Below are 18013 nucleotides of genomic sequence, written 5' to 3'. Positions count from 1 at the left end.
AGGTTTAGCAGCAGTGGCACGCACAACTCCCATCGAAAGATATCGCAACATCGGCATCATGGCCCACATCGATGCCGGTAAGACGACCACGACCGAGCGCATTCTGTTCTACACCGGGGTTTCCCACAAGATCGGCGAGGTCCACGATGGTGCGGCCGTCATGGACTGGATGGAGCAGGAGCAGGAACGCGGCATCACCATCACCTCGGCCGCAACCACCTGCTTCTGGAGCGGCATGGAACGCCAGTTCCCCGAACACCGCATCAACATTATCGATACCCCGGGACACGTGGACTTCACCATCGAGGTGGAACGTTCCCTGCGCGTGCTCGATGGGGCCTGTGCCGTGTTCTGCGCCGTGGGCGGGGTCGAACCCCAGTCCGAAACCGTCTGGCGCCAGGCTAACAAATACGGCGTGCCGCGGCTGGCCTTCGTCAACAAGATGGACCGCCAGGGTGCCGACTTTCTGCGCGTGGTCGGCCAGATCAAAGACCGTCTCGGGGCCAATCCGGTGCCGCTCCAGCTGCCCATCGGCGCCGAAGAGAATTTCGAGGGCGTTGTCGATCTCATCAAGATGAAGGCCATCTACTGGGACGAGGAAACCAAGGGCAACCGCTTCGAGGAGCGCGACATCCCGGAAGACATGGTCGCCGCTTGCGAGGAATGGCGCGAAAAGATGGTCGAGGCCGCCGCCGAAGCCGATGACGAGCTGATGGACAAATATCTCGAGGAAGGCGAGCTGACCACCGAGGAAATCAAGCGCGGCCTGCGCGCCCGCACCCTCGCCGGCGAGATCGTTCCGGCCCTGTGCGGCAGCGCCTTCAAGAACAAGGGCGTGCAGGCGCTTCTGGATGCGGTCATCGAATACCTGCCGTCGCCGGTGGACATCCCGGCGGTGAAAGGCACCGACGAAAACGGCAACGAGGTGGAGCGCAAGGCCAGCGACGACGAGCCCTTTGCCGCCCTGGCGTTCAAGATCGCCACCGATCCCTTCGTCGGTGCCCTGACCTTCTTCCGGGTCTATTCCGGGGTGGTCAACTCCGGCGACACCGTCTACAACTCCCTCAAGCACAAGCGGGAGCGCATTGGTCGAATTGTGCAGATGCACGCCAATCACCGGGACGAAATCAAGGAAGTGCGCGCTGGTGACATCGCCGCCGCCATCGGCCTCAAGGATGTTGCCACCGGCGACACCCTGTGCGATCCCAAGGCTGTCATCACCCTGGAGAAGATGGAGTTCCCAGAGCCGGTGATCTCGGTGGCGGTGGAGCCCAAGACCAAGGCCGACCAGGAGAAGATGGGCGTGGCGCTGCAGAAGCTGGCCCAGGAGGACCCCTCCTTCCGCGTCCACACCGATGAGGAATCCGGCCAGACCATCATCTCCGGCATGGGCGAGCTGCACCTGGAGATCATCGTCGACCGCATGAAGCGGGAATTCAACGTCGAGGCGGCCGTCGGGGCGCCCCAGGTGGCCTACCGGGAAACCATCCGCAAGTCGGTGGAGCAGGAAGGCAAGTTCGTGCGCCAGACCGGTGGCCGCGGCCAGTACGGTCACGTCTGGCTGCGCATCGAACCCCAGGAGCGCGGCAAGGGTTACGAGTTCGTCAACGCCATCGTCGGCGGCGTGGTGCCCAAGGACTACATCCCGGCCGTGGACAAGGGGGTGCAGGAGGCGATGGAAAGCGGCGTGATCGCCGGCTATCCGGTGGTCGACGTCAAGGTCACCCTATTCGACGGTTCCTACCATGAGGTGGACTCCAGCGAAATGGCCTTCAAGATCGCCGGTTCCATGGCCTTCAAGGAAGGCGCCAAGAAGGCCGATCCGGTCCTGCTGGAGCCGATCATGCGGGTCGAGGTGGTGACGCCGGAAGAATACATGGGCGACGTGGTCGGCGACATCAACCGCCGCCGCGGCATGGTGCAGGGCATGGAGGACGTTCCGACCGGAAAGGTCATTCGCTGCGAGGTGCCGCTGGCCGAGATGTTCGGCTACGCCACCGACCTGCGCTCCCTGACCCAGGGGCGGGCGAGCTACACCATGCAGTTCGAGAAGTACGCCGAGGCGCCGGCCAGCGTGACCGAGGAAATCGTCAAGAAGGCGTCTTCCTGAGACAGTTTTTGCAAATCGTTGGATCTTTGAGTTAAGAGAGGTAGAGCAGTGGCCAAGCAGAAGTTTGAGCGGACCAAGCCGCACGTGAATGTGGGGACGATTGGGCACGTGGACCATGGCAAGACGACGCTGACGGCGGCGCTGACCAAGGTGTCTGCGGAGCATTTCCAGGGTGCGGAGTTCAAGGACTACAGCCAGATTGACAACGCCCCGGAAGAGCGCGAGCGCGGGATTACCATCGCCACCGCCCACGTGGAATACGAGACCGCCAAGCGTCACTACGCCCACGTGGACTGCCCGGGTCACGCCGACTACGTCAAGAACATGATCACCGGAGCGGCGCAGATGGACGGCGCCATTCTGGTGGTGTCCGCGGCGGACGGTCCCATGCCCCAGACCCGCGAGCACATTCTGCTGGCCCGCCAGGTGGGGGTTCCCTACATCGTCGTTTACCTGAACAAGGCCGACATGGTGGACGACGAAGAACTGCTCGAACTGGTCGAGATGGAAGTGCGCGAACTGCTCAGCAGCTACGACTTCCCGGGAGACGACGTGCCGGTGGTGATCGGCAGCGCCCTCAAGGCCCTGGAAGGGGACCAGAGCGAGATCGGGGTGCCCTCGATCCTCAAGCTGATGGAAGCGATGGACGAATACATTCCCGAGCCGGAGCGTCCCATCGACCAGCCCTTCCTGATGCCGATCGAAGACGTGTTCTCGATTTCCGGCCGCGGCACCGTGGTGACCGGCCGAATTGAACGCGGCAAGGTCAAGGTGGGTGACGAAGTCGAGATTGTCGGCCTGCGTCCCACCACCAAGACCACCGTCACCGGCGTGGAAATGTTCCGCAAGCTGCTGGACGAAGGGGTGGCCGGCGACAACGTAGGCGTGCTGCTGCGCGGCACCAAGCGTGACGAAGTTGAACGCGGCCAGGTGCTTGCCGAACCCGGCAGCATCACCCCGCACACCCACTTCGAAGCCGAAGTGTACGTACTGTCCAAGGACGAAGGTGGGCGTCACACCCCGTTCTTCAACGGCTACCGGCCGCAGTTCTACTTCCGGACCACTGACGTGACCGGCGCGGTGGAGCTGCCGGAAGGTGTGGAGATGGTGATGCCTGGCGACAACGTCAAGATCACGGTGAAGCTGATTGCGCCGATTGCCATGGAAGAAGGCCTGCGGTTTGCGATTCGCGAGGGCGGCCGCACCGTCGGCGCCGGCGTGGTTTCCAAGATCATCGAGTGACCTATCCATGGATAAACGCCAACGTATTCGTATTCGGTTGAAAGGTTTCGACCATCGTCTGGTCGAGCAATCCACCCAGGAAATCGTCGAAACCGCGAAGCGGACCGGGGCCCAGGTGCTGGGTCCCATCCCGCTGCCGACCCGAAAGGAGCGCTATACGGTCCTGATCTCGCCGCACGTCAACAAGGACGCGCGTGACCAGTACGAGATCCGGACCCACAAGCGTCTGATCGACATCGTCGAGCCCACCGACAAGACCGTAGACGCGCTGATGAAGCTCGATCTGGCGGCGGGTGTCGATGTGCAAATCAAGCTGAATTGAGGATGGGTGCCATGACGATTGGAGTAGTCGGGCGTAAACGGGGCATGACCCGGATCTTCACCGAGGATGGTCAATCCGTACCGGTCACCGTGATCGAGGTTGACGTCAACCGCGTCACCCAGCTGCGCACCGAGGAAAAGGATGGCTATCGCGCGGTCCAGGTGACCGCGGGCAGCAAGAAACCGTCGCGGTTGACCAAGCCGGAAGCCGGGCATTTCGCCAAGAACGGCGTCGAGCCGGGGCGCGGCCTGTGGGAATTCCGTCTCGAGGCGGGCGAGGGTGAGGATCTGGAGGTTGGCGCCACCATCGGCGTTGAGATCTTCAGCGAAGGTCAGCTCATCGATGTCACGGGTACCACGATCGGTAAGGGTTTTGCCGGCACGATCAAGCGCCACAATTTCAACAGTCAGGATGCCAGTCACGGCAACTCCCTGTCCCACCGGGTTCCCGGCTCCATCGGCCAGTGTCAGACGCCGGGACGGGTGTTCAAGGGCAAGCGCATGGCCGGGCATCTGGGCAACGTCCGCCGTACGGTGCAGAATCTGAAGGTCGTGGCTGTCGATAAGGATCGCAACCTGCTGTTGGTCAAAGGCGCCGTGCCGGGTCACAAGGGGGCCGATGTGCTCGTGCGGCCGGCGGTCAAAGCGAAGAAGGGATAACCAGCCATGAGTGTAGAAATTCCAGTTATTCACGCAAAGGACTCGGCGCAGCCGGTCAGCGTTTCCGAGGCCGTGTTCGCCCGGGAGTTCAACGAGCCGCTGGTTCACCAGCTGGTGACGACCTACCTGACCAACGGTCGTGCCGGTACCAAGGCCCAGAAGAACCGCTCTGCTGTCAGCGGCGGCGGCAAGAAACCCTGGCGCCAGAAAGGCACCGGCCGGGCCCGGGCCGGCAGCATCCGCAGCCCGATCTGGCGTGGCGGTGGTGTGACCTTCGCAGCTTCCCCGCGCACGTTTCACCAGAAACTGAACAAAAAAATGTACCGGGCCGGCATGCGGGCCATTCTGTCCGAGCTGCTGCGCCAGCAGCGGCTGGGCGTCAGCGCCGACCTGATCCCCAGCGAGCCTAAGACCAAGGTTATTGCCGGAAAGTTACGGGAATATGAATTGGGCCGCCGGGTGTTGATCCTGGTCGAGGCGGAGAATCCGGTACTGGAGCGGGCGGTGCGCAACGTGCCCAACGTGCAGGTCAGCGAAGCCGCCCGCGTCGATCCGGTTTCCCTGGTTGCGGCGGACAAGGTGGTGATGACCGCGGCGGCGGCCAAGATTCTAGAGGAGCGTTTGGCATGAGTCAGCTAGAACTGATGAAGGTGCTGGTGGCGCCGGTCATCTCGGAAAAGAGCACCCGCCTGGCGGACAGCGAAAACTGCTTTGTGTTCAAGGTTCGCAGGGATGCTACCAAGTTTCAGGTGAAGAAGGCGGTGGAACAGCTGTTCGATGTCGAAGTCGATGAAGTGCGTCTGCTCAACATGAAAGGCAAGACCAAGCGCTTCGGCCGCATCATGGGTAAGCGTCCCGACTGGAAGAAGGCCTATGTGCGCCTGAAGCCGGGACATGAAATCGATCTGTCCGCAGCCTGATGCGGCGGATTCCAAGGTAACGAGGCGAGAGACCGATCATGGCAATTGTCAAATGTAAGCCGACTTCTCCCGGGCGCCGTTTCGTGGTGTACGTCAAGACCGAGGGGTTGTGGAAGGGAGAGCCCTACGAACCTCTGGTGGAGAAACTGACCAAGAGCGGCGGGCGCAACAACGCCGGCCGGATTTCCACCCGCCATCGCGGTGGTGGCCACAAGCGGCGTTATCGGATCATCGATTTCAAGCGCGACAAAACCGGCATCCCCGGCAGGGTGGAGCGGATCGAATACGATCCCAACCGCAGCGCCCACATCGCTCTGATCCTGTATCGGGACGGCGAGCGCCGTTACATCATCGCGCCCAAGGGGCTTCAGGTGGGGCAGGAAATCCTGTCCGACCGCGAAGTACCAGTGAAGGTGGGCAACTGCATGCCCCTGCGCAACATGCCGGTGGGTACCCAGGTGCACTGCATCGAGCTCAAGCCCGGCAAGGGCGCCCAGCTGGCCCGCAGCGCCGGGGCGTCGGCACAGCTGCTCGCCAAAGAGGGCATCTACGCCACCCTGCGGCTGCGCTCCGGCGAGATGCGCAAGGTTCACATCGACTGCAAGGCCACCATCGGTGAGGTGGGCAATTCCGAGCATAATCTGATTTCCCTGGGGAAGGCAGGGGCCAGCCGTTGGCGTGGCCGCCGGCCCACGGTGCGCGGGGTGGCCATGAACCCGGTCGACCATCCGCACGGCGGGGGTGAAGGCCGCAACAAGGGCAAGCACCCGACTTCGCCCTGGGGACAGCCGACCAAAGGTTACAAGACCCGCCGCAACAAGCGTACCGACAAGATGATTGTGCGGCGGCGCAAGGCGAAGTAATTCAAGTTGAGAGGAAAAGGCAGTGCCACGTTCGGTTAAAAAAGGTCCGTTTGTCGATCATCATCTGATGAAGAAGGTCGAGCAAGCGCTCGCAACCAACAGCAAAAAGCCGATTAAGACTTGGTCGCGGCGGTCCATGATCGTGCCCGAGATGATCGGTCTGACCATCGCAGTGCATAACGGCCGCCAGCATGTGCCGGTGTTGATCACCGAGAACATGGTGGGGATGAAGCTGGGCGAGTTCGCCCCGACCCGCACTTTCCGCGGCCACGCGGCGGACAAGAAATCCAGGTAAGGAGGAAGACCGATGGAAGTCGCAGCCAAACTGCGTTATGCCCGGATCTCGGCGCAGAAATGCCGTCTCGTCGCCGATCAGATTCGTGGCCTGCCGGTGGACAGGGCGCTGGACATCCTGCGCTTCAGCAACAAGAAGGCCGCGGGGCTGGTCCGCAAGGTGCTGGAGTCGGCGATCGCCAATGCCGAACACAACGAAGGCCTGGACATCGACGAACTCAGGGTCTCGACCGTCTGCGTCGACGAAGGGCCGACGATGAAGCGTTTCAAGGCCCGGGCCAAGGGGCGTGCCAGCCAGATCCTGAAGCGTACTTGCCACATCACCGTCAAAGTAGCTGAGAGCGAATAATCATGGGACAGAAAGTACATCCGATCGGTATCCGGTTGGGCTATATCAAAGACTGGAATTCGCGCTGGTATGCCGGTAACAAGGATTATTCCCGCCTGCTGCTCCAGGATGTGGAAGTGCGCGATTTCATCAAGAAGAAACTGGCGCATGCTTCCGTCAGCCGGATTCACATCAGCCGCGCGGCCAACAACGCCCAGATCACCATTCACACCGCCCGCCCCGGCCTGGTGATCGGAAAAAAGGGCGAGGACATCGACCGCCTGCGCCGTGAAGTGGGCGCCAAACTGCAGATTCCGCTGCAGATCAACGTCGAAGAGATCCGCAAGCCGGAGCTCGACGCCCAGCTGGTGGCTGAAGGCGTCGCCCAGCAGCTGGAGAAGCGCATCATGTTCCGCCGGGCGATGAAGCGGGCGGTGCAGAACACCATGCGCCGCGGTGCCGAAGGGATCAAGATCAACGTCGCCGGCCGCCTGAACGGCGCCGAAATCGCCCGCAGCGAATGGTACCGCGAAGGGCGGGTGCCGCTGCACACCCTGCGTGCCGACATTGACTACGGTTTCGCCGAGGCGCGCACCACTTACGGCGTGCTGGGGGTGAAAGTCTGGATCTTCAAGGGCGAAGTGTTCGAAGACACCGGCTGGTCCGAAGGAAAATAAGGAGTACAGGAGAGCGGCATGCTTCAGCCTAAACGAACCAAATATCGCAAACAACAGAAAGGCCGCAACACCGGCCTGGCGCTGCGCGGAAACAAGGTCAGCTTCGGCGAGTTCGGTCTCAAGGCGGTGGGCCGGGGCCGGATCACCGCCCGCCAGATCGAGGCGGCCCGCCGGGCGATCACCCGTCACGTACGCCGCGGCGGCAAGCTGTGGATTCGCATCTTCCCGGACAAGCCCATCACCAAGAAACCGCTCGAAGTGCGTATGGGTAAGGGCAAGGGCAGCGTCGAGTACTGGGTGGCCGAGGTCAAGCCGGGAACAGTGCTGTACGAAATCGAGGGGATTCCCGAGGATGTGGCCCGGGAAGCGTTCCGTCTGGCGGCCGCCAAGCTGCCGGTGAAAACCACGTTTACGGTACGGACGGTGATGTGATGAAGGCGAGCGAACTGCGGCAGAAGACGAAGGAAGAACTCGAAAACCTGCTGGTCGAGCTGCACAAGGAGCAGTTCAACCTGCGGATGCAGAAAGGCACGGGGGCTTTGACCAAGCCCGACCTGTTGCGTAAGGTCCGCCGCGACATCGCGCGGGTGAAGACGATATTGGGCGAAATGGCGAGAGCGGAAGCATGAGCGAGAAAAAGATTCGGACGCTGACCGGCACCGTGGTCAGCAACAAGATGGACAAGACCATCACGGTGCGGGTGGATCGCTTGGTCAAGCATCCTTTGTACGGCAAGTACATCAAGCGTTCGACCAAGCTGCTCGCCCACGATGAGGACAACGCGTGCCAGGAAGGTGATGTGGTCGCCATCACTTCATCCCGTCCCCTGTCCAAGCGCAAGGCATGGACGCTGGTGAAGATTCTGGAACGAGCCAAATAAAGGAGAACCGTCATGATCCAGATGCAGACGAAGCTCGAGGTGGCGGACAACAGCGGTGCCAAAAAAGTCCAGTGCATCAAGGTGCTGGGCGGATCGCACCGGCGCTACGCTAACATCGGCGACATCATCAAGGTCAGCGTCAAGGACGCGATTCCACGGGGCCGGGTCAAGAAGGGCGATGTCTACAACGCCGTGGTGGTACGGACCAAGAAAGGCGTGCGCCGTCCGGACGGTTCTGTCATCCGCTTCGATACCAACGCGGCCGTGTTGTTGAACAACCAGATGCAGCCCATCGGAACCCGCATCTTCGGCCCGGTGACCCGCGAATTGCGTAGCGAGCGGTTCATGAAGATCATCTCGCTGGCGCCGGAAGTGCTTTAAAGCAGGTAGGTTAAGGGAAATGCGCAAGATCAAGAAAGGCGATGAAGTGATTGTCCTGGCCGGTAAGGACCGGGGCAAACGCGGTACGGTCAAACAGGTGCTGGCCGACGATCGGGTGATCGTCGAAGGCATCAATATCGCCAAGAAACACCAGAAGCCGAACCCGGCACGAGGGATTCCCGGTGGCATCATCGAGAAGGAGATGCCCCTCCACGTTTCCAATGTGGCGATCTACAATCCGCAGACCGAAAAGGCCGACCGGGTCGGATTCCGGGTTCTGGAAGACGGCCGCAAGGTGCGGTATTTCAAATCCACGAACGAAGTGATTGACGTTTAAGCGGGCGGTGGTATGGCTAAACCAAGATTGGAAACCGAATACAAAGAGCGGATCGTGCCGGAACTGATGAAACGCTTCAATTACAAGTCCGTCATGCAGGTGCCCAAGATCACCAAGATCACCATCAACATGGGGCTGGGTGAAGCGGTGGCGGACAAGAAGGTCCTGGAACATGCCATGGAAGACCTGGCGCTGATTGCCGGTCAGAAAGGGGTGGTGACCCGGGCGCGCAAGTCCATCGCCGGCTTCAAGATTCGCGAAGGCATGCCCATCGGCTGCAAGGTGACGCTGCGGCGCGAACGCATGTACGAATTCCTCGATCGTCTGATCAACGTGGCGATTCCGCGCATCCGCGACTTCCGCGGTCTGAGTCCCAAAGCTTTCGACGGCCGCGGCAATTACACGATGGGGGTGAAGGAACAGATCATCTTCCCCGAAATCGATTACGAGAAGATCGATGCCATCCGGGGAATGGACATCACCATTACCACCAGCGCGCGTGATGACGAAGAGGGGCGGGCTCTGTTAGAATCATTCAATTTCCCATTCAGGAGCTAGGTTAGGATATGGCGAAGAAGTCGATGATCGCACGCGAAGTGCGGCGCCAGAAGCTGGTGGCCAAGTATGCCGCCAAGCGGGCCGCGCTGCGGGCGATTCTGAAAGATCCCGAAGCCTCCTTCGAGGCCAAAATGGAAGCCCAGCGCAAGCTGCAGGAACTGCCGCGCGATTCCTGTCCGGTTCGGGTCCAGAACCGCTGTCAGTTGACCGGGCGGCCCCATGCGGTCTACCGCAAGTTCGGCCTGGGGCGCAACAAGCTGCGCGAGCTGGCCATGCGCGGTGACGTTCCGGGTATCACCAAGGCGAGCTGGTAAAGGGGTGGCGCTATGAGCATGAGTGATCCTATCGCCGATATGCTGACCCGCATCCGTAACGCCCAGCAGGCGGGGATGGAAACCGTCTCCATGCCTTCCTCCAAGCAGAAGGAAGCCATCTGCCAGGTGTTGCAGGATGAAGGTTACATCGAAGGATTCGACGTCGAGCGGGAAGGCAACAAGGCCTTTCTCACCATCCGTCTCAAGTATTTCGAAGGCCGTCCCGTCATCGAGCACATCCAGCGGGTAAGCAAGCCCAGCCGGCGGATCTATCGCGGCAAGGAAACGTTGCCGAAGGTCCGGGGCGGTTTGGGAATCGCCATCGTTTCCACCTCGAAAGGGGTGATGACCGATAAAGCCGCACGCAAGCAGGGATTCGGTGGTGAAGTCATCTGTGTCGTCGCCTGATGTGAGGGTTAGGAAGCAATGTCGAGAATAGCGAACAAGCCGATCCCCGTCCCCCAGGGGGTGGAAATCAAGCTTCAGGGGCAGGACATCGCCGTCAAGGGTCCCAAGGGTAACCTGTCCTGGCAGGTCCACGACACCGTGGAGGTGATCATGGAGGATGGTGTGGTTCGGGTCCGCCCCCGGATCGAGGCCAAGCAGGCGGTCGCCATGGCCGGGACCATGCGTGCCCTGATCAACAACATGGTGACCGGCGTCAGTCAGGGCTTTGAAAAGAAGCTGCTGCTCCAGGGCGTGGGTTATCGCGCCCAGGTTCAGGGCAGAAAATTGAATCTGACCTTGGGATTCTCCCATCCGGTGGTTTACGAGGTGCCCGAAGGCATTACCATCGAAACCCCCAGTCAGACGGAAATCGTGGTCAAGGGTGCCGACAAGCAGAAGGTCGGTCAGGTGGCTGCGGAAATTCGCGCTTTCCGGCCCCCCGAGCCCTACAAGGGCAAGGGCATCCGTTACGCGGATGAGCACGTGGTTCGTAAAGAAGCGAAGAAGAAATAACCGAGGTAGACATGGACAAGAAAGCATCGCGTATGCGCCGTGCGGCCAAGGCACGCGCGCGGATCCGGCGGTTGGGCATCCACCGTCTGACGGTGCACCGGACACCGAAGCACATCTACGCCCAGATCACCACGGCGGATGGCTCGAAAGTCTTGGCAGCGGCGGCGACGGTCCAGGCCGATATTCGCAGCCAGGTGAAAAGCCCCGGCAATATCGAGGCGGCCAAGCTGGTGGGGGCGGCGATCGCCGCCAAGGCCAAAGAGGCAGGTATCGAGGAAGTGGCTTTCGACCGTTCCGGTTTCAAGTATCACGGCCGGGTGAAGGCGTTGGCGGATGCAGCCCGCGAAGGCGGATTACGATTCTAGGAGCGAGAAGATGGCAAACGGAACGATGGAAACGGGCGGCGAACTGCAGGAGAAGCTGGTTGCGGTCCGCCGGGTCGCCAAGGTGGTCAAGGGCGGTCGCCAATTCGGTTTCACCGCGCTGACCGTCGTCGGCGACGGCAACGGCCGGGTCGGTTTCGGTCTCAGCAAGGCCCGCGAGGTGCCGGTGGCGATCCAGAAGTCACTGGAGCAGGCGCGCAAGAACATGGTGCACGTCAAATTGCGGGGCGACACCCTGCAGTATCCCATCACGGTGACCGAAGGCGCCGCCAAGGTCTACATGCAGCCGGCCGCCGAGGGGACCGGCATCATCGCCGGCGGCGCCATGCGTGCGGTGTTCGAGGCTGTCGGGGTCCACAACGTCCTGGCCAAATGCATCGGCACCACCAATCCGATCAACGTGGTGCGGGCGACGATCAAGGGCTTGGCGGAAATGCACGATCCCAAGTACGTGGCAGCCAAGCGTGGCAAACCGGTGAAAGAGATTCTGGGCTGAAGCGATGGCGGAAAAAACACTTAAAGTTACCCTGGTGCGCAGTACAATAGGCCGGATCAAGTCCCACCGCGATACCGTGCGGGGGCTGGGATTGCGGCGGATGCACCAGACCGTGGAGCTTCAGGACACCCCGGAGATCCGCGGTATGATCAAGAAAATCGCCTACCTGTTGAACGTCGAGGAAGTAGGATAATGCGACTGAATTCGTTGAAGCCGGCACCGGGCAGCAAGCACGCGCCCAAGCGTGTCGGTCGGGGAATCGGCAGCACGCTGGGCAAGACCTGCGGCCGGGGGCACAAGGGTCAGAAGGCCCGGTCCGGCGGTTATCACAAAGTCGGCTTCGAAGGCGGCCAGATGCCGTTGCACCGGCGGCTGCCGAAAGTGGGGTTCCGCTCCCGCACCAAGCGGTTCGTGGATGAAATCCGCCTTCACGAACTGAACCAGGTGCCGGGGGACGTGATCGACCTGAAGGCCCTGCGTCAGGCCGGTCTGATCACTTCCATCGTCAAACGGGTGAAAATCATCGCTTCCGGTCAGCTGGAGCGTGCCGTGACGGTCAGGGGGCTGGCCGTGACCAAGGGCGCGCGCCAGGCCATCGAGGCGGCAGGTGGAAAGGTAGAGGATTCGTGAGCACTCCGAGCGCGGCGATGCTGGGGCGGTTCGGTAACCTGACCGAACTGCGCCAGCGCTTGCTTTTTCTACTGGGGGCCCTGGTGGTGTTCCGCTTGGGCGCGCACATTCCTGTGCCTGGAATCGATCCCCAGGCGCTGGCGTTGATGTTCCAGCAGCAGGGCGGATCGATTCTCGACATGTTCAACATGTTTTCCGGCGGTGCGCTCAAGCGGTTGAGTATCTTCGCCTTGGGGATCATGCCGTACATTTCGGCCTCCATCATCATCCAGCTGCTGACCGTGGTGGTGCCGAAGCTGGAGCAGCTGAAGAAGGAAGGCGAATCCGGGCGGCGCAAGATTACCCAGTACACCCGCTATACCACCTTGGTGTTGGCGACCTTCCAGTCCATCGGGGTGGCGATCGCGTTGCAGAATCAGACCGCAGGCGGGTTGCCGGTGGTCATCAATCCGGGGCCGCAGTTCGTCTTCCTCACCACGGTGACGCTGGTGACCGGCACCATGTTCCTGATGTGGCTTGGCGAGCAGGTGACTGAACGCGGCATTGGCAACGGCATTTCGATGATCATCTTCGCCGGGATCGTCGCCGGTCTGCCGTCCGCGGTGGCGGCGACCCTGGAGCTGGCCCGCACCGGGGAGATGAGCCCCCTGACGGTGGTGATCCTGTTCATCCTGGCGATCGCGGTAACCGCGTTCGTGGTCTATATGGAACGGGCCCAGCGGCGGATTCCGATCCATTACGCCAAGCGCCAGGTGGGGCGCCAGGTTTATGGCGGTCAGCGGAGCTTTCTGCCCCTGAAGCTGAACATGGCAGGGGTGATTCCGCCGATTTTCGCTTCCAGCATCATCCTGTTCCCGGCCACGGTGGCCAGCTGGTTCTCCAACGCCGAGGGCATGGAATGGCTCCAGGATGTCGCCGATGCACTGTCGCCCGGCCAGCCGCTTTACATCATTTTCTATTCGGCGGCAATCATCTTCTTCTGCTTCTTCTATACCGCGGTCGTCTTCAACGCCAAGGAAACCGCGGAGAATTTGAAGAAGTCGGGCGCCTTCATCCCCGGCATCCGCCCCGGCCTGCAGACGGCTCAGTACATCGACCGGGTGCTCACCCGCCTGACCCTGATCGGGGCGTTGTACATCACCGCGGTCTGTCTGTTGCCGAACTTCTTGATCATGTACTGGAACGTGCCGTTTTATTTCGGCGGGACCTCGTTGCTGATCATCGTCGTGGTGGTGATGGACTTCATGGCCCAGCTGCAGACCCATCTGATGTCGCAGCAGTACGAAGGGCTGATGCGCAAGGCGAACCTGAAGAAGGGGCGTGGGGGTTCGCCGAGCACCGGATTTATCCGTTGAAGAATTTTTAGGAGTAAGCAATGAAAGTACAGGCATCGGTCAAGCGGATTTGCCGCAACTGTAAAGTGATTCGCCGCAAGGGCGTTGTTCGGATCATTTGCAAAGAGCCCCGGCACAAGCAGCGCCAGGGCTGAAATCATCGAACGGAATTTAGGAGAATAGGTGCATGGCGCGTATTGCGGGAGTTAACATTCCGGTCCACAAGCATGTCGTGATCGCATTGACGGCGATCTACGGCATCGGCCGGTCACGGGCTAAAGAGATTTGCGAGGCAACTCAAATCGATCCGACCACCAAGGTCAGGGATCTGACCGACGAGCAGGTCGACAAGATTCGAAACGAAGTGGGGAAATACACGGTCGAGGGCGATCTTCGCCGTGAAGTCTCCATGAACATCAAGCGTTTGATGGATCTGGGTTGCTATCGTGGCCTGCGGCATCGCCGCGGTCTGCCTGTGCGCGGCCAGCGCACCCGTACCAATGCCAGAACCCGCAAGGGTCCACGGCGTCCAATCCGCAAGTAATCGTCTGGTTTGAGAGCAAAGAGGTATCCGAATGGCGGCTCCGAGTCGTAGTCGTAAGCGCATCAAGAGAGAAATCTCCGACGGGATTGCGCATATTCACGCATCCTTCAACAACACGATCATCACCATTACCGATCGCAAGGGGAACACCTTGGCCTGGGCTTCTGCCGGCGGCAGCGGTTTTCGCGGTTCCCGCAAGAGCACCCCGTTCGCGGCCCAGGTGGCGGCGGAGAAGGCCGGCAACGTGGTCAAGGAATACGGGATGCGCAATCTTGACGTTCAGGTCAAGGGCCCCGGTCCGGGCCGCGAATCGGCCGTGCGCGCCCTGCACAACCTGGGCTTTCGCATCGTGCAGATTGCCGATGTGACCCCCATTCCCCACAACGGCTGTCGTCCGCCGAAGAAACGCCGCGTCTAAGGAGGAAAAGCACGATGGCAAGATATCTGGGACCGCGCTGCAAACTGATGCGCCGGGAAGGGACCGACCTGTTTCTGAAGGCCCGCGGCGCTTCGCTGGACAAGAAGTGCAAGCTTGACCAGCCTCCGGGCCAGCATGGCCAGCGGCGGCGGGCGCGTCTGTCCAACTATGCGATGCAGCTGCGCGAGAAGCAGAAAATCAAACGCATCTATCAGGTACTGGAGCGCCAGTTCCGTAACTATTACAAGAAGGCGGCACGCCAGAAAGGCTCCACCGGTGAGAACCTGCTGTTCCTGCTGGAAAGCCGCCTGGACAACGTGGTCTATCGCATGGGCTTTGCCTCCACCCGGATCGAGGCGCGTCAGCTGGTTGGGCACAAGGCCATCACTGTCAACGGCAAGGTGGTCAACATTCCGTCTTATCAGGTCAAGCCCGGCGATGTGGTCGCGGTGCGGGAGAAGGCCAAGAACCAGCAGCGGATCCAGGACGCCCTGACGGTGGCGGAACAGTACGGCTTCCCTACCTGGGTGGAAATGGATGTGAAGAACCTGTCCGGCGTCTTCAAATCGCTGCCTGACCGCGCTGACCTGGGTTCCGACATCCAGGAACAGCTGGTGGTCGAGCTGTACTCCAAGTAATCACCTTAAGTGGTCGAAACGTCTATGGTAGATTTTTTGTTGGATACCCACAAGCCCCGCATCGTCAGTATCGACACCGACACCGAGCAGCACCGTTCGCGTATCGCGATCGAGCCGCTGGAGCGGGGTTACGGTCACACCCTGGGTAATGCGCTGCGTCGGGTACTGTTGTCCTCCATTCCCGGCAGCGCCGTGACCGAGGTCAGGATCGAGGGCGTGCTGCACGAATACATGCCGATCGAAGGGGTGCAGGAGGATGTCATCGACATCCTGCTGAACCTCAAACAGCTGGCGGTCATTCTCCATCAGGGGGAATCGGTTGAGCTGACTCTGAGCAAGAAAGGCCCAGGGGCGGTGACCGCGGGTGACATTCGGGTCACCCACGATGTGGAGATCGTCAATCCGGAGATGGTGATCGCCCACCTGACCGACGTGGGTGAACTGAACATGACCCTGAAGGTGGAGAAGGGACGCGGCTATCAGCCGGCCTCGAGGGATCACGCGGTGGAAGAGGAAAGGCCTATCGGTACCCTGCGTCTGGATGCCTCCTTCAGTCCCATCCGCAAGGTGGCCTACCGGGTCGAGAGTACCCGTGTGGATCAGCGCACCGATCTGGACCGTCTCATCCTCGAACTGGAAACCAATGGGACGGTGGATCCGGAAGGCTGTGTCAAACTGGCGGCCAGGATCCTTAACGAGCATCTGGTGGTGCTGGTGGATCTCAAGGAGGAAGCCCGCGAGGAGCCCCAGGAAAAGCAGCCGAAGTTCGCCCCAATCCTGTTGCGGCCGGTGGACGATCTGGAGCTGACGGTCCGTTCGGCCAACTGCCTCAAGGCGGAAAACATCTTCTACATCGGCGACCTGGTGCAACGCACCGAGGTGGAACTGCTCAAGACGCCCAATCTGGGTAAGAAGTCCCTGACCGAAATCAAGCAGGTACTGGCGGATAAGGGCCTGTCCCTGGGAATGAAACTGGAAGGTTGGCCGCCGGAGGATCTCAAGCGCCCTGAAGAGGCGAAGAAGGGCGAGAAGGCCAAAGCCTCTTAAAAAGATACGGATCGAAATAAACGGAAGGTAAAGGAAAGTGCGTCATCACAAAGCCGGAAAACATCTCAACCGAACCAGCAGCCACCGGCAGCTGATGTTCCGCAACATGGCGGCGTCGCTGTTCCGGCACGAGCTGATCAAGACGACCCTGCCGAAGGCCAAGGAGCTGCGGCGTATCGCCGAGCCGCTGATCACCCTGGCCAAGGAGGACAACACGGCCCGCCGCCGGTTGGCGTTCGCCCGTCTCCGGGACAAGGAGATGGTGACCAAGCTGTTCGAGGAACTGGGTCCCCGCTACCGGGAGCGTCCGGGCGGGTATGTTCGGATTCTGAAATGCGGTTACCGGGCCGGTGACGCCGCGCCGATGGCCTATGTGGAGCTGGTCGACCGTCCCCAAGCGGAGGAAGCGTCCGAATAATCCGGTCTGCGGTTCAGATGCGAAAAAGCCGGGAATTTTCCCGGCTTTTTCGTGTATGGTTACCAATCCTTCTTGAGGAACTTCAGCTTCCCCGGCTTGCCGTTCCATTCGTCGGCATCGGGAAATGGCTCCTTGACCTCGGTGATGACCGGCCACTTTTTGGCCAGCTCGGCGTTCAGCTCGATGAAGACCCGCTGATCCTCAGGAACCTCGTCTTCCGAGAAGATGGCGTTGGCAGGACATTCCGGCTCGCACAGGGTGCAGTCGATGCACTCGTCCGGATCGATGACCAGCATGTTGGGCCCTTCATGGAAACAGTCGACCGGGCACACGTCCACACAATCGGTGTATTTGCAGTTGATGCAGTTTTCTGTGATGACAAACGCCATGGAACCGTCCTGAAATGATGTTTGTGAATCGGAAATTATACCAGAGCCCCCTGCAAACTGAAGCGGACCCCCAGCACCAGCAGAATCACCGCCACCAGGGGGCGTAGCCAGCGGTCCGGCAGGAATTTGCCCACCAGACTGCCGAGATAGATAGCCGGCAGGCCGCCAGCAAGCAACCCCAGCAGCAGGAACCCGTCGACGCTGCCCAGCTGCCAGTGGCCGAGCCCGGCGACGGCGGTGAGCGGAACCGCGTGGGCAAGATCGGTGCCGACGATGGTCACCGTGCGGCGGTTGGGATAAAGCAGGAACAGCAGCGCGGTGCCGATAGCGCCCGCTCCCACCGAAGACAGGGTCACCAGGATGCCGAGAAGGAAGCCCATGAGGGTGGTGATGCCGCCCCGGTGGCGCTTCAGGCGGCCGACGCATGAATCCTGCCGTTCCAGGTTCCGGTACAGAAAGGCGAGGATCTGGCGCCGGGCAAAGACCACCAGGGAGGTCAGGATCAGCATGACGCCCAGGGTCGCTGTCATGAGGGGTTCGTAGGCGAAGCCTTGGCGCTGCAGCCAGTGAATGGCGAAGATGGTGGCGGCGACAGCGGGCAGGCTGCCCAGGGCCATGCGTGCGGCGATGCCCCACTCGATGGAACCCTGGCGATGGTGGAAATAGACCCCGTTGGCCTTGGTGAGGGCCGCATAGAGCAGATCGGTCCCAACCGCCGTGGCCGGATTGATGTGAAATCCCAGGATCAGGATGGGGGTCATCAACGAACCGCCGCCGACACCGGTCAGGCCGATGACGAAGCCGACGACCGCGCCGGCGATGATGAAGCCGATTTCCATGCAAATAACCTTTTGCTTTATCCTTATTGAAT

Annotated in this window: 32 protein-coding genes; 30 read left to right on the top strand and 2 right to left on the bottom strand. The window is 61.0% G+C overall.

Going from position 1 to position 18013, the window contains the following annotated elements; genetic code table 11:
- The first annotated feature begins 13 nt into the window (after window positions 1-13).
- The 30 genes from fusA to rplQ are packed head-to-tail and all read left to right on the top strand — an operon-like array spanning window position 14 to window position 16753.
- A complete protein-coding gene (gene fusA, locus MCIT9_RS00565) occupies window positions 14-2110 on the top strand; it encodes an elongation factor G (RefSeq protein WP_317705515.1) in 2097 nt (698 codons plus the stop codon).
- 48 nt (window positions 2111-2158) lie between these two features.
- Window positions 2159-3352 carry an elongation factor Tu gene (gene tuf / locus MCIT9_RS00560; protein WP_317705514.1) on the top strand — a complete coding sequence of 398 codons (1194 nt, stop codon included), beginning with the start codon at window positions 2159-2161 and terminating at the stop codon, window positions 3350-3352.
- A gap of 7 nt (window positions 3353-3359) precedes the next feature.
- The gene (gene rpsJ / locus MCIT9_RS00555; protein ID WP_286290983.1) at window positions 3360-3674 is read left to right on the top strand and encodes a 30S ribosomal protein S10; all 315 of its coding nucleotides are present in this window, start codon (window positions 3360-3362) and stop codon (window positions 3672-3674) included.
- Between the two features lie 11 nt (window positions 3675-3685).
- On the top strand, window positions 3686-4333 hold the full coding sequence (gene rplC / locus MCIT9_RS00550) for a 50S ribosomal protein L3 (protein ID WP_317705513.1): 648 nt from the start codon (window positions 3686-3688) through the stop codon (window positions 4331-4333).
- 6 nt (window positions 4334-4339) lie between these two features.
- Entirely contained in the window at window positions 4340-4963 is a 624-nt protein-coding gene (gene rplD, locus MCIT9_RS00545) for a 50S ribosomal protein L4 (RefSeq protein WP_317705512.1), read from the top strand.
- Window positions 4960-5253 (top strand): 50S ribosomal protein L23, encoded by a 294-nt coding sequence (gene rplW, locus MCIT9_RS00540; RefSeq protein WP_317705511.1) that lies wholly within the window; start codon window positions 4960-4962, stop codon window positions 5251-5253. Before rplD ends, rplW begins: the two co-directional genes overlap by 4 nt.
- 38 nt (window positions 5254-5291) lie before the next feature.
- On the top strand, window positions 5292-6116 hold the full coding sequence (gene rplB / locus MCIT9_RS00535) for a 50S ribosomal protein L2 (protein ID WP_317705510.1): 825 nt from the start codon (window positions 5292-5294) through the stop codon (window positions 6114-6116).
- A 22-nt stretch (window positions 6117-6138) separates the two neighbouring features.
- A complete protein-coding gene (gene rpsS / locus MCIT9_RS00530) occupies window positions 6139-6411 on the top strand; it encodes a 30S ribosomal protein S19 (RefSeq protein ID WP_286290990.1) in 273 nt (90 codons plus the stop codon).
- Window positions 6412-6423: 12 nt separating this feature from the next.
- A complete protein-coding gene (rplV, locus tag MCIT9_RS00525; protein WP_317705509.1) occupies window positions 6424-6759 on the top strand; it encodes a 50S ribosomal protein L22 in 336 nt (111 codons plus the stop codon).
- A gap of 2 nt (window positions 6760-6761) precedes the next feature.
- Entirely contained in the window at window positions 6762-7415 is a 654-nt protein-coding gene (gene rpsC / locus MCIT9_RS00520) for a 30S ribosomal protein S3 (protein WP_317705508.1), read from the top strand.
- A gap of 18 nt (window positions 7416-7433) precedes the next feature.
- Complete coding sequence (gene rplP, locus MCIT9_RS00515; protein WP_286290995.1) at window positions 7434-7847, top strand: 50S ribosomal protein L16; 414 nt, start codon at window positions 7434-7436, stop codon at window positions 7845-7847.
- Entirely contained in the window at window positions 7847-8044 is a 198-nt protein-coding gene (gene rpmC / locus MCIT9_RS00510; protein WP_317705507.1) for a 50S ribosomal protein L29, read from the top strand. Before rplP ends, rpmC begins: the two co-directional genes overlap by 1 nt.
- A complete protein-coding gene (gene rpsQ, locus MCIT9_RS00505) occupies window positions 8041-8295 on the top strand; it encodes a 30S ribosomal protein S17 (RefSeq protein ID WP_317705506.1) in 255 nt (84 codons plus the stop codon). Before rpmC ends, rpsQ begins: the two co-directional genes overlap by 4 nt.
- Before the next feature lie 12 nt (window positions 8296-8307).
- On the top strand, window positions 8308-8676 hold the full coding sequence (gene rplN / locus MCIT9_RS00500; RefSeq protein ID WP_286291000.1) for a 50S ribosomal protein L14: 369 nt from the start codon (window positions 8308-8310) through the stop codon (window positions 8674-8676).
- 19 nt (window positions 8677-8695) lie between these two features.
- Window positions 8696-9013, top strand: a complete 318-nt coding sequence (gene rplX, locus MCIT9_RS00495) for a 50S ribosomal protein L24 (RefSeq protein WP_317705505.1) — start codon at window positions 8696-8698, stop codon at window positions 9011-9013.
- A 12-nt stretch (window positions 9014-9025) separates the two neighbouring features.
- Window positions 9026-9571, top strand: a complete 546-nt coding sequence (gene rplE, locus MCIT9_RS00490) for a 50S ribosomal protein L5 (protein WP_317705504.1) — start codon at window positions 9026-9028, stop codon at window positions 9569-9571.
- Between the two features lie 8 nt (window positions 9572-9579).
- The gene (rpsN, locus tag MCIT9_RS00485; RefSeq protein ID WP_317705503.1) at window positions 9580-9885 is read left to right on the top strand and encodes a 30S ribosomal protein S14; all 306 of its coding nucleotides are present in this window, start codon (window positions 9580-9582) and stop codon (window positions 9883-9885) included.
- Window positions 9886-9903: 18 nt separating this feature from the next.
- On the top strand, window positions 9904-10293 hold the full coding sequence (gene rpsH / locus MCIT9_RS00480) for a 30S ribosomal protein S8 (protein ID WP_479724327.1): 390 nt from the start codon (window positions 9904-9906) through the stop codon (window positions 10291-10293).
- An 18-nt stretch (window positions 10294-10311) separates the two neighbouring features.
- Entirely contained in the window at window positions 10312-10845 is a 534-nt protein-coding gene (rplF, locus tag MCIT9_RS00475; protein WP_317705501.1) for a 50S ribosomal protein L6, read from the top strand.
- Between the two features lie 11 nt (window positions 10846-10856).
- Window positions 10857-11210: a 50S ribosomal protein L18 gene (gene rplR / locus MCIT9_RS00470; protein ID WP_317705500.1), complete on the top strand. Its 354-nt coding sequence runs from the start codon at window positions 10857-10859 to the stop codon at window positions 11208-11210.
- A gap of 10 nt (window positions 11211-11220) precedes the next feature.
- Window positions 11221-11724: a 30S ribosomal protein S5 gene (gene rpsE, locus MCIT9_RS00465; protein ID WP_317705499.1), complete on the top strand. Its 504-nt coding sequence runs from the start codon at window positions 11221-11223 to the stop codon at window positions 11722-11724.
- Window positions 11725-11728: 4 nt separating this feature from the next.
- A complete protein-coding gene (rpmD, locus tag MCIT9_RS00460; protein WP_286291012.1) occupies window positions 11729-11917 on the top strand; it encodes a 50S ribosomal protein L30 in 189 nt (62 codons plus the stop codon).
- A complete protein-coding gene (rplO, locus tag MCIT9_RS00455) occupies window positions 11917-12354 on the top strand; it encodes a 50S ribosomal protein L15 (protein ID WP_317705498.1) in 438 nt (145 codons plus the stop codon). Before rpmD ends, rplO begins: the two co-directional genes overlap by 1 nt.
- 17 nt (window positions 12355-12371) lie before the next feature.
- The gene (gene secY / locus MCIT9_RS00450) at window positions 12372-13709 is read left to right on the top strand and encodes a preprotein translocase subunit SecY (protein WP_317706670.1); all 1338 of its coding nucleotides are present in this window, start codon (window positions 12372-12374) and stop codon (window positions 13707-13709) included.
- 20 nt (window positions 13710-13729) lie between these two features.
- Window positions 13730-13843: a 50S ribosomal protein L36 gene (gene rpmJ, locus MCIT9_RS00445; RefSeq protein WP_286291016.1), complete on the top strand. Its 114-nt coding sequence runs from the start codon at window positions 13730-13732 to the stop codon at window positions 13841-13843.
- 32 nt (window positions 13844-13875) lie between these two features.
- Entirely contained in the window at window positions 13876-14232 is a 357-nt protein-coding gene (gene rpsM, locus MCIT9_RS00440; protein ID WP_286291017.1) for a 30S ribosomal protein S13, read from the top strand.
- 31 nt (window positions 14233-14263) lie between these two features.
- Window positions 14264-14650: a 30S ribosomal protein S11 gene (gene rpsK, locus MCIT9_RS00435; protein ID WP_317705497.1), complete on the top strand. Its 387-nt coding sequence runs from the start codon at window positions 14264-14266 to the stop codon at window positions 14648-14650.
- 14 nt (window positions 14651-14664) lie between these two features.
- Complete coding sequence (gene rpsD / locus MCIT9_RS00430; protein WP_317705496.1) at window positions 14665-15288, top strand: 30S ribosomal protein S4; 624 nt, start codon at window positions 14665-14667, stop codon at window positions 15286-15288.
- 24 nt (window positions 15289-15312) lie between these two features.
- Window positions 15313-16335 (top strand): DNA-directed RNA polymerase subunit alpha, encoded by a 1023-nt coding sequence (locus tag MCIT9_RS00425; RefSeq protein WP_317705495.1) that lies wholly within the window; start codon window positions 15313-15315, stop codon window positions 16333-16335.
- A gap of 37 nt (window positions 16336-16372) precedes the next feature.
- On the top strand, window positions 16373-16753 hold the full coding sequence (gene rplQ / locus MCIT9_RS00420; protein ID WP_317705494.1) for a 50S ribosomal protein L17: 381 nt from the start codon (window positions 16373-16375) through the stop codon (window positions 16751-16753).
- A gap of 59 nt (window positions 16754-16812) precedes the next feature.
- Here the strand turns inward: rplQ and fdxA are convergent, their stop codons facing one another.
- Window positions 16813-17142: a ferredoxin FdxA gene (fdxA, locus tag MCIT9_RS00415; protein WP_317705493.1), complete on the bottom strand. Its 330-nt coding sequence runs from the start codon at window positions 17140-17142 to the stop codon at window positions 16813-16815.
- 35 nt (window positions 17143-17177) lie between these two features.
- The gene (locus MCIT9_RS00410) at window positions 17178-17981 is read right to left on the bottom strand and encodes a sulfite exporter TauE/SafE family protein (protein ID WP_317705492.1); all 804 of its coding nucleotides are present in this window, start codon (window positions 17979-17981) and stop codon (window positions 17178-17180) included.
- Window positions 17982-18013 lie beyond the last annotated feature (32 nt).

This window comes from Methylomarinovum caldicuralii (assembly GCF_033126985.1).
Lineage (GTDB): Bacteria > Pseudomonadota > Gammaproteobacteria > Methylococcales > Methylothermaceae > Methylohalobius > Methylohalobius caldicuralii.
Note: the sequence above shows the minus strand (reverse complement) of the source record. Positions and strands in the feature narration are given on the sequence as shown.